General features: G+C 36.5%; 15 protein-coding genes. 11 read left to right on the top strand and 4 right to left on the bottom strand.

Annotated features, from left to right (window positions below; genetic code table 11):
* Positions 1-14 precede the first annotated feature (14 nt).
* The 7 genes from zwf (at position 15) to AC3EMB_RS16330 (ending at position 9899) form a co-directional block, all read left to right on the top strand.
* The gene (gene zwf / locus AC3EMB_RS16360; protein ID WP_366987884.1) at positions 15-1499 is read left to right on the top strand and encodes a glucose-6-phosphate dehydrogenase; all 1485 of its coding nucleotides are present in this window, start codon (positions 15-17) and stop codon (positions 1497-1499) included.
* Positions 1500-1538: 39 nt separating this feature from the next.
* Positions 1539-3533 carry a transketolase gene (tkt, locus tag AC3EMB_RS16355; protein WP_488517146.1) on the top strand — a complete coding sequence of 665 codons (1995 nt, stop codon included), beginning with the start codon at positions 1539-1541 and terminating at the stop codon, positions 3531-3533.
* A gap of 112 nt (positions 3534-3645) precedes the next feature.
* Positions 3646-4539 (top strand): phosphogluconate dehydrogenase (NAD(+)-dependent, decarboxylating), encoded by an 894-nt coding sequence (gene gnd / locus AC3EMB_RS16350; RefSeq protein WP_001195916.1) that lies wholly within the window; start codon positions 3646-3648, stop codon positions 4537-4539.
* Between the two features lie 109 nt (positions 4540-4648).
* The gene (gene fsa, locus AC3EMB_RS16345) at positions 4649-5317 is read left to right on the top strand and encodes a fructose-6-phosphate aldolase (protein ID WP_000667692.1); all 669 of its coding nucleotides are present in this window, start codon (positions 4649-4651) and stop codon (positions 5315-5317) included.
* 395 nt (positions 5318-5712) lie between these two features.
* Positions 5713-7038: a gluconate permease GntP gene (gene gntP, locus AC3EMB_RS16340; RefSeq protein ID WP_488517145.1), complete on the top strand. Its 1326-nt coding sequence runs from the start codon at positions 5713-5715 to the stop codon at positions 7036-7038.
* Positions 7039-7169: 131 nt separating this feature from the next.
* Positions 7170-8711: a gluconokinase gene (gntK, locus tag AC3EMB_RS16335; RefSeq protein ID WP_098126520.1), complete on the top strand. Its 1542-nt coding sequence runs from the start codon at positions 7170-7172 to the stop codon at positions 8709-8711.
* 120 nt (positions 8712-8831) lie between these two features.
* The gene (locus tag AC3EMB_RS16330) at positions 8832-9899 is read left to right on the top strand and encodes a lactonase family protein (protein WP_098126521.1); all 1068 of its coding nucleotides are present in this window, start codon (positions 8832-8834) and stop codon (positions 9897-9899) included.
* A gap of 69 nt (positions 9900-9968) precedes the next feature.
* Here AC3EMB_RS16330 and AC3EMB_RS16325 read toward each other — a convergent pair whose 3' ends face one another.
* Positions 9969-10142 (bottom strand): DUF1272 domain-containing protein, encoded by a 174-nt coding sequence (locus tag AC3EMB_RS16325; protein ID WP_001162788.1) that lies wholly within the window; start codon positions 10140-10142, stop codon positions 9969-9971.
* Positions 10143-10338: 196 nt separating this feature from the next.
* On the opposite strand from AC3EMB_RS16325, the gene AC3EMB_RS16320 reads away from it, so the two are divergent.
* Both AC3EMB_RS16320 and AC3EMB_RS16315 read left to right on the top strand, forming a co-directional pair.
* On the top strand, positions 10339-11160 hold the full coding sequence (locus AC3EMB_RS16320; protein ID WP_000181430.1) for a pentapeptide repeat-containing protein: 822 nt from the start codon (positions 10339-10341) through the stop codon (positions 11158-11160).
* A 19-nt stretch (positions 11161-11179) separates the two neighbouring features.
* Positions 11180-11716 (top strand): hypothetical protein, encoded by a 537-nt coding sequence (locus AC3EMB_RS16315; RefSeq protein WP_043936689.1) that lies wholly within the window; start codon positions 11180-11182, stop codon positions 11714-11716.
* A 17-nt stretch (positions 11717-11733) separates the two neighbouring features.
* On the opposite strand, the gene AC3EMB_RS16310 is transcribed toward AC3EMB_RS16315, so the two are convergent.
* Complete coding sequence (locus AC3EMB_RS16310; protein ID WP_000814762.1) at positions 11734-12618, bottom strand: DMT family transporter; 885 nt, start codon at positions 12616-12618, stop codon at positions 11734-11736.
* A 205-nt stretch (positions 12619-12823) separates the two neighbouring features.
* On the opposite strand from AC3EMB_RS16310, the gene AC3EMB_RS16305 reads away from it, so the two are divergent.
* On the top strand, positions 12824-12991 hold the full coding sequence (locus tag AC3EMB_RS16305) for an SH3 domain-containing protein (RefSeq protein ID WP_000875292.1): 168 nt from the start codon (positions 12824-12826) through the stop codon (positions 12989-12991).
* A 118-nt stretch (positions 12992-13109) separates the two neighbouring features.
* Positions 13110-13910 (top strand): glycosyltransferase family 2 protein, encoded by an 801-nt coding sequence (locus AC3EMB_RS16300; RefSeq protein ID WP_089171474.1) that lies wholly within the window; start codon positions 13110-13112, stop codon positions 13908-13910.
* Here the strand turns inward: AC3EMB_RS16300 and AC3EMB_RS16295 are convergent.
* The gene (locus tag AC3EMB_RS16295) at positions 13879-14802 is read right to left on the bottom strand and encodes an NAD-dependent epimerase/dehydratase family protein (protein ID WP_141241010.1); all 924 of its coding nucleotides are present in this window, start codon (positions 14800-14802) and stop codon (positions 13879-13881) included. The genes AC3EMB_RS16300 and AC3EMB_RS16295 overlap by 32 nt on opposite strands.
* Positions 14799-16022 (bottom strand): methyltransferase domain-containing protein, encoded by a 1224-nt coding sequence (locus AC3EMB_RS16290; RefSeq protein WP_446025780.1) that lies wholly within the window; start codon positions 16020-16022, stop codon positions 14799-14801. Before AC3EMB_RS16290 ends, AC3EMB_RS16295 begins: the two co-directional genes overlap by 4 nt.
* Positions 16023-16025: the final 3 nt, after the last annotated feature.

The raw sequence follows: 16025 nt of genomic DNA, 5'->3' as shown, positions 1-16025 counted from the left end.
GAGGGGGACTGAACTTGGAATCAATGACCTTTGTTTTATTTGGAGCGACAGGGGATTTAGCGAAACGAAAAATTTACCCCGCGCTATATAACTTATATAGAGATCAAAAGCTTCCAAAGCAAATATCTGTTATCGGGCTTGGAAGACGTCAAGTATCTCATGAAGATTTTCAAGAAAGAATAAAAGAATCAATAGAGACGTTTTCTCGTCAGAGGGAAGAAGGTACTCCGGAACTCGAAGGTTTTTTAGATAACTTTCGCTACTGTCCATTAGATGTGAGTAAGCCGGAAGACTATGAGAGGTTATTACAAGTCGTTCGTGAAAGGGAAGAAGAACTACATATAAAAGGAAATAGAATGTTCTATCTTTCAGTTGCACCTGAATTTTTCGAGACAATTGCTTTAAATATTAAGGAAAGCGGACTTGATAAAACGGATGGATGGAAACGCCTGATGATTGAAAAACCATTTGGACACGACCTTACATCTGCTCGTGAGCTTAATGATAAGCTTAGTCGAACGTTTGAAGAAGACGAGATATACCGTATTGATCATTATTTAGGTAAACCGATGATTCAAAACCTTGAAGCACTAGAATTTGCAAATCCCGTTCTCCAATCGATTTGGAACAAAGAACATATAGCAAATGTACAAATTACAGCTAGTGAAACGGTTGGGGTTGAAGAAAGAGCTGGATATTATGATCACGCAGGAGCCATTCGAGATATGGTTCAAAATCATATGTTACAAATATTAATGATGACTGCTATGAATCTGCCGGAAAAGGTTAATGCGTGTGAAATTCGAGAGGAAAAACGAAAGGTAATGGAGACGCTTCGTAAAGTGAAAAAAGAAGACGTTCAAAACCATATCGTTCGCGGTCAATACGCTTCAGGAGAGATAAAAGGTGGGCAAGTTGTAGCATATAAAGAGGAACCAGGAGTAAATCCTTCTTCTAACATAGACACATTTGTTGCTGCTCGCTTGTGGATCGATAATCCGTTTTGGACTGGCGTTCCATTTTATATACGAACAGGAAAACGAATGAAAGAAAAGTCTACTCGTATTGTAATCGAATTTAAAAATACGTTAAAACAGCAATATCAAGATAATAATCCAAATGCAGAACCTAACTTATTAATAATTGAAATTAGCCCAGGTGAGAATGTTTCATTACAGTTAAATAGTAAAAATCCATTGAAAAATGGAGAAATTGAACCGATGCGTATTAACTTTACTTGTGAGCAAGCGGATGTTGGAGTACCTGAAGCGTATGAAAGACTCATTCATGATGCTGTGAGTGGAGACGCTACATTCTTTGCGCATTGGAGAGAAGTTGAATTGTCATGGGAATGGGTACAACCAATTCTTGAAGCATTCGAGGAAAACTTATTGCCACTTCATGAATATGAGTCTGGTTCATATGGTCCAGATGCGTCTAATGAACTGTTACAAGAAAGTGAATTTAAATGGTGGTTAGATCAAAAAACGGAAAAATAAGTACATTCTTTAATGAAGGTATTTAGGGGGACAATTACTATGGTACAAAACATAAATCAATTAGCAGTAAATACACTTCGTACGTTATCGATTGATGCTATTAATGAGGCAAATTCAGGTCATCCAGGTCTTCCGATGGGAGCAGCACCAATGGCTTATGCATTATGGGCGAATCATTTAAATTACAATCCTAATAATCCAGAATGGTTTAACCGTGATCGATTCGTTTTATCAGCGGGACATGGATCTAGTTTATTATATAGCCTCCTTCATTTAGCTGGATATGATGTTTCAATTGATGACTTGAAAAGTTTCAGAAAGTTAAATAGTAAAACACCAGGACATCCTGAGTTTGGTCATACTTCTGGAGTCGAAGCGACGACAGGCCCGTTAGGACAAGGGATTGCCAATGCTGTCGGAATGGCAATGGCAGAAGCGCATTTAGCAGCGAAGTTCAATAAGGATGGTCACTCTATTATAGATCACAATACGTACGCTTTAGTCGGAGATGGTGACTTAATGGAGGGTGTCGCTTATGAAGCGATGTCAATGGCAGGACATATGAAACTTGGCAAGTTAATTGTACTGTATGATTCAAATGAAATTTCACTTGATGGTGAATTAGGCATTGCTTTCTCTGAAGATATTCAGAAAAGGGCAGAATCTGTACATTGGCAATATGTAAGAGTTGAAGATGGAAACGATGTCGATGCTATTACAAAAGCTATTCAATCAGCGAAAGAAAATACTGATCAACCTACTCTTATAGAAATTAGAACTATTATAGGTTATGGAAGTCCAAAAGTTGCTGGAACGAACAAAGCACATGGTAATCCGCTTGGAGTAGAAGAGGCAACAGCGACAAAACAAGTGTATGGTTGGGATTATGAGGAAGATTTCTTTGTACCTGAAGAAGTAAAAGCTCATTTTAATGAACTGAAACAAAAAGGTATTGAAAAAGAAAATGACTGGAATGAGCAGTTCAACTCATACAGAGAGTCGAACCCTGCACTAGCAGATGAATTAGAAAAAGCGATTACAGGTGATGTTTTAATTGAAGCGAAAGACATTCTATCCTTTGATATTGAAAAAACGATTTCCACTCGTGTTGCAAGTGGGGAAGCTATTAATCATTATGTGAAATCGATTCCTTCTATTTTCGGTGGAAGTGCAGATCTTTCTCATTCCACTATGACAGATATAAAAGGTGAAGCTGTGTACGCGGTAGAATCGTATGCTGGACGAAATATATACTTCGGTGTACGTGAACATGCAATGGGCGCGGCAGCGAATGGACTGGCTCTCCATGGAGGAGTAAAACCTTTCGTAAGTACATTCTTTGTATTTAATGATTACCTTCGTCCATCGATTCGACTGGCTGCACTGCAAAAGTTACCTGTTACTTACGTATTTACACATGATTCGATTGCTGTAGGAGAAGATGGTCCAACGCATGAACCAATTGAACAATTGGCAGCGCTTCGAGCAATTCCTGGTCTAACAGTTATCCGTCCGTCAGATGCAAATGAAACAGCAAGTGCTTGGGCGTATGCTTTACAGCAAACGGATGGTCCAGTCGTTTTAGTACTGAGCCGTCAAAATTTACCGGTGTTTAATGAAACGAAAGCGAATATAGAGAATCTCTCTAAAGGAGCTTACGTATTAACACAAACAAATGAAAATCCGGATGTAATTTTAATTGCGACAGGTTCTGAAGTATCCTTAGCTGCTAGTGCGAAAGCAAAATTAGAAGAAGAACAAGTTTCTGTTCGCATCGTTGCAATGCCGAGCTGGGAGTTATTCGATCGCCAATCGAACGAATATAAAGAATCCGTTCTTCCGTCTTCTATAACGAAACGAGTATCTCTTGAAATGGGTGTATCTCTAGGTTGGGAACGTTATGTAGGACAAGAAGGAAAAATATTATCGATTGAAACATTTGGAGCTTCAGGAACTGGAGCTGAAGTCATGAATCTATTTGGATTTACGACAGAAAATGTTGTTCAAATTACAAAAAATGTATTGAATTCTTAAGCTATGACTGTGAATACCTTTCTGTACATACCAACTTATTAGTGCTGAAAGGTATTCCAGATTGTAGTGATATGAATTTTTAATAAAAGATAATCTGAGGAGGAATTATATTATGCAAGTAGGATTAATTGGTTTAGGTAAAATGGGATTAAACTTAGGGAAAAATTTAATGGATCATAAACATGAAGTAGCAGCATTTGATTTAAATTCAAGTGCAGTAGAAGAAATGAAAGAATACGGGGCTACAGGTGTATCTAGCTTAAATGAACTTGTTCAGTCATTACAATCACCAAGAATTCTTTGGGTAATGGTACCACACGCTGTTGTTGATTCTGTTATTGATGAGGTTACACCACTTTTATCAAAAGGAGATATTTTAATTGAAGCTGGTAATTCACATTATAAAGAGTCTATCCGCCGATATGAGCAATTAAAGAAAGATGGCATTCACTTTATGGATGCAGGGACTTCTGGCGGAATGGAAGGCGCTCGTAATGGTGCTTGTTACATGATCGGAGGAGATCAAGAAGCTTGGGACATCGTTGAACCTATCTTCCGCGATACTGCTGTAGAAAATGGATTCTTATATGCAGGAAAAGCTGGTAGTGGTCACTTCTTAAAAATGGTTCACAACGGAATTGAATACGGTATGATGGCTGCTATTGGTGAAGGATTTGAGATTCTAGAGAAAAGTGAATTTGACTACGATTATGAAAAAGTATCAAGAGTATGGAACAACGGTTCAGTCATTCGTTCTTGGTTAATGGAATTAACAGAAAATGCATTTTCTAAAGATGCAAAACTGGATGAAATTAAGGGTGTTATGCATTCTTCTGGTGAAGGAAAATGGACAGTAGAAACAGCATTAGACCTTCAAACAGCAACTCCTGTTATCGCAATGTCTCTATTAATGCGCTACCGCTCATTAGACAATGATACATTTACAGGAAAAGTTGTAGCAGCTCTGCGCAATGAATTTGGCGGACATGCAGTAGAAAAGAAATAAAGTGAAACTTTAATAAGTAGGGGCTTTATTCCATACCAATCGGGCTTTTACGGGATAAGCATATTAAACATGTAAATCATCAACGTTTAAAAACTGGAGGGAATTGATCATGAAATTTTTTATTGATACTGCAAATCTTGAGGACATAAAAAAAGCATATAAACTTGGAGTTTTAGCTGGTGTTACAACGAATCCTTCTTTAGTAGCAAAAGAGGGCGTTAAGTTTGAAGACCGTATCGCAGAAATTTGTCAGGCAGTACCTAAAGTTGAGTCTGTTTCGGCAGAAGTAACGCCAGATGCTGTTACAGCTGAAGAAATGATTGCTCAAGCAGAAGAATTAATTAAAATTAACGGTGGCGATAAAAACGTCACGATAAAACTTCCAATGACGCTAGCAGGATTAGAAGCTTGTCGCTATCTTACTGAAAAAGGTGTGAAAACGAACGTTACACTTATTTTCACTGTGAACCAAGCACTTTTAGCTGCTCGAGCAGGTGCAACGTATGTTTCTCCATTTTTAGGACGCTTAGATGATATTTCTGAAGATGGTGTACTATTAGTTGCTAAAATTGCTGAATTATTCGATGTTCATCAATTAGATACACAAATTATTGCGGCTTCTGTCAGACATCCAGATCATGTAACTCGTGTAGCGATGGCAGGTGCTCACATTGCAACAATCCCTTATAAAGTAATCGAGCAACTTGCTATGCACCCATTAACAGACCAAGGTATTGAGAAATTTGCTGCGGATTGGGCGAAAGCTCCTAAATTATAATACATGAAAGTGAAGGTGCTTTCCGAAAATTGCTTTTCATGAGAGGACAAATCCTAAGTAACTTCATCGTTTAAACTGGATCCCGAGTTTGTAGTCTTACTACGTGAAAAAAGCAGAGATGAAAGTGTCATTCACTTTTAAAAAAGGAAAAATTGATCGCGCGAAGCGTTTATCACAATAACATTATAATTATGAAAGAGAAATCCCCTTATTAGAGAGATGAGTTATAGTGTATCTCTAATAAGGGAGATTCTTTTTATATAAATCATTATGATGTGAAGATGCTTTTAAACGTATAGCAATATGTAAAGGTATCTTTTACTCAAGTAAGAACTAAATAGGTTCTTTTAATTATATAGTAATTATGAAAGGGTTTACATAAAGGGGGATTGAGTATGAATATGTACCTTTTAATTATTACATTATTATCAATTGTAATTGTTATTTTAGGGGTATCGTGGTGGAGATGGCATGCGTTTATTAGTTTAACGGTTGCAAGTTTGTTTTTAGCAATTATGTCTGGAATGCCAATGGATAAAATAGTGAGTGCTTATGAAACGGGAGTCGGAAGTGTTCTCGGGCATTTAGTAGGTATTTTAGTATTAGGTACAATTTTAGGGAAAATGATGGCAGAGTCAGGTGCTGGAATGCAAGTGGCAGAGTTCTTTATTAAATCCTTTGGGATAAAAAACTTACCATGGGCTATGTTAATTGCAGGTTTTATTATTGGAATTCCGGTGTTTTTTGAAGTAGGCATTTTAATATTACTGCCGTTAGTAATTTCAATTCATAAAACAACGAAACAAAATATTTTATTGATAGCATTACCAGCAATTGCTGGGCTATCTGTCGTACACGGCCTTGTTCCTCCGCATCCAGGGGCAATTGTAGCAATTGGTATTTATAAAGCGAATCTTGGGAAGGTACTATTGTATTCACTCATTATTACATTTTTTGCAGCGATTATTGCAGGTCCTATATTTGCGAAATGGATTCACAAACGTGTAATTCCTGAAAATGAGCCAGAATTGATTCGTGTAAATACAAAATCAACGAAATTACCAGGAATAGGAGTTTCATTTTTAGTTATATTGTTACCTGTTATGTTAATGGTTTTAGCTGCAGCAGCTCCTTATGTGCCTCTTTCTAATACTTTGATGAAGATTGTCACATTAATCGGTAGTCCTATAATTGCACTATTGATTGCATGTTTTGCAGCGTTTTATTTTCTTGGATTTCGCCAAGGTATCGATAAAAAGGCTATTAAGAAGGTAACAGAAGATAGCTTATTACCAATTGGTTCAATTGTTGCGATTATTGGTGCTGGCGGGGGATTTAAGCAAATTCTTATCGATAGTGGCGTAGGGAATGCTATTGCTCAAATGTCTGAGCATTTAGCTCTATCCCCAATTGTATTAGCATTTATAGTAGCAGGATTAATTCGAATTGCGACAGGGTCAGCGACAGTCGCTTTAACAACAGCAGCGGGTATCGTTTCGCCAATCGTTGAAAATACAACAGGTGTGAACTTAGAGTTACTCGTTATTGCAACAGGTGCAGGAGCATTAATGTTTTCACACGTAAACGATGCTGGTTTTTGGATGGTAAAAGAATACCTAGGGTTAACAGTGAAAGAAACATTTAAAACATGGACTGTATTAGAAACGTTACTTTCATTTATCGCTTTTGGAGGAGTTTTAATACTCGATATGTTTGTTTAAAATAAGGATATTTTTATATGAATGTAGAGAGATAACTTTAGCACATAACGTTATGAATAGATAAAATAAATGTATTTTTATGGTTCTTATATTATTAGGATACTGTAGGGATTTTTTGTTAGGAGGAAGAAATGGTGAGCTCAAAATATATGATTGGTGTAGACATTGGGACAACTAGTACAAAATCAGTTCTATTTTCTACTGATGGATCTGTTATTGCTAGTCATGGAATTGAATATCCTTTATATTCTCCTACGCCTGAAACAGCAGAACAAGACCCAGAAGAAATTTTTCGTGCAGTAATAAATACGATTAAAGAGACTATACAATCAAGTAGTGTACAGCCAAGTGATATTCTTTGTGTCTCTTTTAGCTCGGCAATGCATAGTATCATTGCCGTAGATGAAAAGGGAGAGCCGTTAACGAGATGTATCACTTGGGCAGATAATAGAAGTGCAAGCTGGGCGGAGAAAATAAAGAATGATATGAATGGTCATGAAATTTACCTTCGTACTGGGACACCAATTCATCCGATGTCACCACTTTCGAAATTAGTTTGGCTACAGAATGAGCAGGCAGAGTTATTCGCAAAAAGTTATAAATTCATTTCTATTAAAGAATATGTTTTTTACAAGTTTTATAAAGAGTATGTAATTGATTATTCTATAGCGTCAGCAACAGGGATGTTTAATTTAAAATCTTTAAAATGGGATGAAGAGGCTTTACATGTTGCGGGAATTACAGATGAAAAGCTTTCAAAGCTTGTTCCAACAACGCACAGTTTAACAGGATTAGATGAAGAGCTTGCCAAAGAGATGAATGTACTTGTTTCTACGCCTTTTGTAGTAGGAGCGAGTGATGGAGTACTATCTAATTTAGGTGTAAATGCAATAGATCCTGGCGTTGTGGCTGTTACAATTGGTACAAGCGGTGCGATACGTGCTGTAACAGATCGTCCTGTAACAGATCCAAAAGGTAGAATTTTTTGTTATGCGTTAACTGAAGACCATTGGGTAATTGGTGGACCAGTGAATAACGGTGGTATGATTTTCAGATGGGCTCGTGACCAATTGGGTACTTCAGAGATTGAACTTGCGAAGCGTTTAGGAAAAGATCCATATGAAGTACTTACTGAAATAGCAGCAAAAGTGAATCCTGGATCTGACGGTTTATTATTTCACCCGTATTTAGCAGGGGAAAGAGCTCCTTTATGGAATGCAAATGCACGAGGATCTTTCTTTGGACTCGGATTGCATCATAAGAAAGAACATCTTATCCGTGCTGTTTTAGAAGGAGTAATTTATAATTTATATACGGTTCTTCTCGCTTTAAAAGAGTTAATTGGCGAACCGAAAAAAATTCAAGCGACAGGCGGCTTTGCAAGGTCGGAACTTTGGAGACAGATGATGGCGGACATCTTCCATCAAGACGTATATGTTCCGGAAAGTTTCGAAAGCTCTTGCTTAGGAGCTGCAATCCTCGGTTTATATAGTTTAGGTGAAATAGATACATTATCTGTAGTTTCTGAAATGGTAGGTGCAGATTTCCATCATGAGCCAAACATGGAAAGTGTGGAAAAATATAAAGATTTAACGCCAATCTATATCCGTCTGTCCCGTCAATTGGAAGAAGAATATGAAAGTATAGCAGCGTATCAAAAAAAGTGGGTTTAAAAGCTATTTACCAAGAAAATATGGTAACGTATAAAGAGGTACTCCGATTTTTTAGGATACTCTTTCAACATAAAATATTTTAAGAAGCATGATGAACGAAAAATATAGGGAGAGAGGGTTATGAAAATGAAGGATAACAAAGAGTTTATTGGATATGTTGGAACTTACACGAAAGAAAATAGCGAAGGAATATATAAATTTACGCTAGATGTAGAAGCAAAAAAAATTAGTAATGTAACACTTGCCGCTAAGCTGGATAACCCTACATATGTAACGATTAACCGAAATAATGAATATCTCTATTCCGTTGTTAAGGAAGGCGAATCTGGCGGTGTAGCTGCTTATTCCATTGATAGTCATACTGGAGAACTAAAAGCGAAAAATAGACAAGTAGTAGAAGGTGCTTCTCCTTGTCATATTAGTGTTGATAGTGGAAATCATACAGTAGTTACAGCGAATTACCATAAAGGAACGATTGAGTCTTTTGAAATAAATGAAGAAAATGGAACTGTAAATCCTGCTTCATCTATTATGGCACATGAAGGTTCAGGTCCGAATAAAGAAAGACAAGAAAAACCACATGCACATTACGCGGGGTACACTCCTGATGAAAAATATGTAGTGGGCGTTGATTTAGGAATAGATAAAATAATTACGTATGAAGTAAAAGATAGTACATTAACAGAAGTGAATCGTTTATCTGTAAAACCAGGAAGTGGTCCAAGACACATTACTTTTCATCCGAATGGAAAATACGCTTATGTGATGACTGAGCTGAGTTCAGAGGTTATTGTGTTAACATATAACTCGCAAGAAGGATCCTTTACAGAAGAACAGTATATTTCTACTCTTCCAGAACAATTTGATGAAAATAGTCAAGGAAGTGCGATTCATATTTCTTCTGACGGCCGTTTTGTATATGCAGGTAATCGTGGTCATAATAGTATCGCTGTTTATAGCGTAGATCAAAATTCAGGTCAGCTTACATTTGTTGAACACATATCTACAGAAGGAAATTGGCCAAGAGACTTTGTATTAGATCCTACTGAAAAGTTCCTTGTTGCTACAAATGAAAAGTCACATAATCTTGTGTTATTTTCAAGAGATGAATCTACAGGTAAGTTAACACTTTTACAATCTGATGTTGCTGTGCCAGAGCCTGTTTGTGTGAAGTTTGTAAATGTTTAAGTTGTGTTCGATATAATTTCATAAACTCAGAAAATAATAAAAAGCAAAGCGATATCGCTTTGCTTTTTATTATTTCTTTTTCGGTCTACGTACTAATTCGCCGCCGCAGTTTGGACAAACGTTATGTCTTTCTTCTGTACATGGTGCGCAAAATGTACATTCATATACACAAATGTATGCTTCAGAATCTTGTTCGAGCGATTGATCGCAAATTTGACAGTTTGTTTTCATTTCTAGTGCCATAATAAGTCTCCTTTTTAGTTAGAAAATTTATAATTTAATTATAATTCATTAAATAGAAATAGTCCTTTTCAATTGAAAGGAAATCGAATAATAAATTTATGAATTGAAACGAAAGATGCTGGTTTATTTTAAAATTGATTATTTATTACAGTTGGAATATTATGAAATAGTCAAAAGACAACAGGGGGTATAGATTTTGACTAATCATAACGATCATTTAAAAGCAAACTGCGAAAAATGCTTCGGTCTATGTTGCGTTGCATTACCGTTTGCAGCATCGGTAGATTTTGCAGTGAATAAAGATGGTGGTAAACCATGTTCCAACTTACAATCAGATTTTAAATGTAGTATACATAAAAATCTTAGAGGAAAAGGTTATAAAGGTTGTACAGTATTTGAATGTTTCGGTGCTGGGCAGAAGATTTCTCAGGGTACGTTTAAAGGGATTGATTGGAGGAAAGATGCAAAGCATGCAAGAAAAATGTACGATGCTTTTCCGGTTATGCATCAACTTCATGAAATGCTTTGGTATTTGAATGAAGCGATTCTTTTAAAGGCAACACAGCCAATTCATAAAGAGCTGGAGACCGCAATTGAGGAGACAGAGCGACTTTCGAATTTAAATCCAGATGAGTTAATGAAAATAAATGTTCCAATGCATAGGGCAGAGGTGAACATTCTTCTTTTAGAAACGAGCGAATTAGTATGGAAGGAAATGAATACTGCGCGTAAGAAACGAATCATTCACCGCGGAGCAGACCTTATGGGAGCGAATCTGAAAAAGAAAAATTTACAAGGTGCAAATTTAAGAGGAGCTTACTTAATTGCGGCTAACTTAAATGGTGCAGATTTAAGAGGAGCAGATCTCATCGGAGCAGATTTGCGAGATGCAGATATTCGCGGGGCTGATTTTACTAATAGTATTTTTCTGACGCAAGTTCAAGTTAATGCTGCTAGAGGGGACAAACATACGAAATTACCGAAATTATTGTCTCGTCCATCGCATTGGAGTGCGTAAAGAGTGAGGAGTATTTAGTGTGGATATATTTCAGTATTTAGAAGAGATGCAAGAGGATGTCTTTTCGTTAGCAGTAGAGCAAATAGAAGCGAAGTATTATGATATTTGTTGCATGTTGGCGTCTACAGAATATGCAGAACGAATTAAAGTAATTGATGTAGAGTCATATAAGGAAAGTATTCGAGTAGGTTTGGATGCAGCTGTAGAAATGGCTACTAATGAAGAAGCAAAAGCGATTTATTTTGAGTATGACCTTGATAACGAGTGGACTAGTCAGTTTTATATTTGTGAGGAGTATGCTCCACTTGAAGAAGAGGATGATGATTGGGCTTCTGAATGGACATATGATGTTGAGGGACCGGGGTCTGTAGAATTAGCGGATATGTATAATGAAAATGGCTTTGACACAAGTGAAAAAGCAATCGGTATCACTTTATATTTAATTGCTAAAACGCTGTGTAGTTTTATAAGTGTACGTAGTGAAGTGCAAAATAATATACCGATTTGTATTGGTTTTCACGATCAAGATCCAATAATGCGAACAGGCAGAGACTAAGAATCTCTGCCTGCTTTTTATTTCTTTTCAAAAGTAGTAATTAAAACGCTACATATAATAAGAATACCACCAATAAAAAAGTTACTATTTAATGTTTCATTTAAGAGCAACCAACCAAGTAACGATCCAACGATAGGTTGGAAGAAGAAAAATAAGGAACCTATGCTTGCATCCAGTAATTCTAATCCTTTATTCCAAAGGAAAAAGGCACCTGCTGTTGAGACGATTCCTAAGTATAATACGCCTAATATTACGTACGTATTTACTGTTCCGATAGAGGCCGCTTGTAGCTCCCATATCATAAAAGGTGTAATAAAAAAGAGTGAAAAGAAAATTGCGTACGTTGTAATAACTAAGGATGAAAATTGGATTGAAGCGATTTTTACATAAATAGATAGTAAAGCCCACGTAATAGCGGCTCCAACTAAAATGATTGTTCCGATAAAATAGGAGCCAATTTCAATATCCCATCCGATTACGATAATGACACCGATTGTCGCTATTATAGTAGATAAAAGTCTACGAGCAGTTAGTTTTTCTTTCAAAATGAGCGCTGCAAATATAACCATAAATGCAGGTGTAGCTGATGTAACTAACGAGCCTGTATGAGCGTCGGATAATTTTGTTCCGATAAATTGGCATGTGATCGAAATGAAATAGCCGATAAATCCAATCCAAGCGAATAGGAGCCAATCTTTTTTGCGAATGGTTACTTTTTTCTTTTGTTTTTTCTCAGCTAGTTTCAAAATGCCATATAAAACAACAAAAGCGATAATAAAGCGTAGCCAAACGAGTGTTAGTGGTGGGATAAAATCGAGTACGTATTTGCTAACAACATACATACCGCCCCATATACTTGCTGCTAGTGATAAGTATATAGCTCCTAAAATTGTTTGTTTCATTTGAAATACCTCCGTCTATTTTTAGGGTAATATGAGCTCCCTAAGACGAGGCATAGTGTATGTGCTAAATGAATGCCCGTCTTAGTTTATAGACGGCCTACAGGTTGATCGTTTTCGAATGAAGTGTTGTAGTACATGAGTGCATTCCTCCTTCATAATTTTATAATGATATTATAACTTAATTTTCAGTTTATTGGAGGTTCTTATGAAATATATCGTTATAAAATCACATGTTAGCAATTATCCTAATCCAATTCGCTTAGAAGAGAGGGGTGTAGTGAAAATGATAGAGAGTTACGTTGGTCCAGAAGACTGGGAAAACTGGATGTTTTATCACGAAGAGAAGTATAACTGGAAAGGATGGGTTTGGTGAGAAGGAACAGATGATGAGAAGGGCTGGACACCAAAGGAAAACTTACAAAAATATTAATAATAATATTTGATCAATAATTAGGAAACATATTTTTGCTTATGAGTATATTGGTTGTAGGATAAAAAGTAGATTAATAGAGAAAGAGGAGGAGATTATTATAACTACAACCGTTATTTCGCATTTTTACAATGAAGAGTATTTATTGCCATGGTGGCTTATGCATCATACAAAACTTTTTGATCATGGTATTTTAATTAATAAAGGTTCAACAGATCGTTCCGTTGAGATTTGTAAAAAATTCGCACCGCATTGGGAGGTGCGAGATTCTGTAAATCCAGAGTTTGATGCATATGCGACAGATCATGAAGTGATGAGGATAGAACAAGAAGTACAAGGATGGAAAATGATTTTAAATACGACTGAGTTTCTTTGTGTGCAAGATAAAAATCAGTTTTGGAAATCGCTAAATGAATTGGGGGGGAGGATGTATTGGCTGGAAGGGCTTATTATGGTTGATGATCCTAACTATAATTATCCGGGACTTAACTTTGGAATACCTTTAATGAAACAGCGATTTCATGGTTATTTACCAGAGGAGTGGAGACTATGGAGAAGGGGCAGATTTATTCATAATCATGAGCATGGAAGTTATACGGTTGGAAGACATTTATCTGCGCATGAATCGATGATTTATCCACCTCTTGCCTGTATATTATGGTTTGGGTTTAGTCCGTGGAACGATGCGATGAGAAAGAGAAAGTTACAAATTGGTCCGACTCTTTCTGAAGCTAGTAAGCATGGGGGAATGGGTACGCATCATATTGTTACGCCGGAAAGATTAGAAGAATGGTATAAGGAATTAGCGAGAGGAACGAAGGATTTACGTTTTAATGATGCATATCGTTATGTTTTTGTATAAATGATTTCCACCATAAAATTGTTTCTTCAATTCCTGTATTTAAATCGTATGTTGGTTTCCAGTTTACTTCAGTTTTTAAACGTTCTACACTAACGCCGACGAATAAAGGTTCATCCTTAGAGAAAGGAATCGCGTCTAGTTTAATTAAATGTTCTTTTCCTATTTTTTTAGAGATGATAGAAGCTAGTTCTTTAATTTGTACAGATTGACCTGAAGCGATATTAATGGTGCCTGTAACGCCATGTTCTAATATTGTTACGAGAGCGTCAGCGACGTCACTCACATGGAGGAAATCTCTCGATTGTTTTCCATGTGTACATAGTGCTTCCTCATTTTTTAATAAGGAAGTGATAATGTTAGAAACGAGCCGATTCCCTTGTTCGTAAGGTCCATACATATGAAAAATGCGGCCCCAACACATGCTGAGGCCTGTTTGTTGTGCATACGTTGCTAACCAGGAGTGCAGTGCGTTTTTACATAATGAATACGGGGTTTTATAAGAAAGAAGCGGCGAATCTTCAAATAATACGCCGTTAAACCATTCGTATTCTGCGCCAGTACCTGCAACGACAACACGCTTTCCGCCGCATGTTGTGAAGTGTTGAATCAATGAAATACTAGAATTTAGCCAATAGTAATTATTAATAGATACATAGCATGCTGGTGGCACTGCTTCCCAAGCAAGGTGGATGAGATGGCTAGGCTGAACGTCGGAAATGAATTGTTTTACTTCGTCATCGCGAAGCAAGTTTACTTTATGCCAATGGCAAGGGAGGTGAGAGGGTTTATTTTTATTATACGTGGCGTGCACTTCATATCCCTTTTGTATAAGTGAATGTACAACATATTTACCTATCCAGCCACTACCACCTGTTACAACAACTTTCTTCATGGCTCGATCACCTCAACTTCTGGAACCGTCACTAAAAATTTACCGCCCCATTCACGAATGAAAGAGCATTCTTTCATAATTTCGTCTTTCAAATTCCAAGGAAGTATGAAAATGTAATCCGGTTTTGTACGTTTAATTTCTGCTGGAGATTTTATTGGAATACGAGTTCCTGGTAAAAGGAGATTTTGTTTGTGAGGATTTTTATCTACTGTATAAGCTAGAAATTCTTTACCTATCCCGCAATAATTCAAAAGGGTGTTTCCTTTAGCTGGAGCACCGTAACCGATAATTTGTTTGTTTAAAGCTTTCGCTTCAATAAAAAACTTTAAAATATTTATTTTCAATTGTTCGATGCGTTTAGAAAAAAGGAGATAGCAATCTAAAGTATCTAACCCGTGGTCGACTTCTTTTTGAATTAATTTTGTAACATTGGAATGGATAGTTGATTGGGCACTTAGATGGTTTACAAAAATACGTATTGAACCACCATGCGTTGAAAGTTCTTCTACATCAACAATTTGTAAATGATGATGAGCTAAAATTTTTTGTAGGCTTATAAGTGAGAAATAGGAGAAGTGCTCATGGTAGATCGTATCAAATTGGTTAAAGGATATAAGGTTTAATAAGTGCGGGAATTCAATCGTTATCGTGCCATCACGTTTTAATAGTGTTTTTAAACCAGCGACAAAATCATGCAAGTTCGGAACATGTGCTAATACGTTATTTGCGACGATTAAATCAGCTTGTGGCAATTTTTTTGCTAAGTCATTACTGAAAAAATTTACTTCAGTAGGAATTCCTTTTTGGACAGCAATTTCTGCTACGTTTTTTGCGGGTTCAATTCCTAATGTCTCGATATTTTCTTTTTGAAAGTATTGTAATAAGTACCCATCGTTACTTGCAATTTCAATTACTTTTGAATGTTTCGTTAAGTTGAAACGCTTAATCGCCATTTCTACGTATTGTTTAGCGTGTAGTAGCCAACTTGAGGAGTAAGAGCTGAAGTATAAATAGTTATGGAAAATATTTTGCGGGGATTCAAATTCATCTAGCTGTACGAGTAAACAAGAGTGACAAATAAATGTGTGCAGCGGATAAAAAGGTTCCATTTTATATGAAGTTTCAGGAGCTACAAATGAATTAGCAAGAGGGGAAACGCCCAAATCTAAAAAAGTGTTGGTTAGTAATGAGTGGCAAAAACGGCATTTTTTCTGTTCCATTTT

This window comes from Bacillus sp. LQ16 (assembly GCF_057784645.1).
This window is presented reverse-complemented; position numbering and strand designations above follow the sequence as displayed.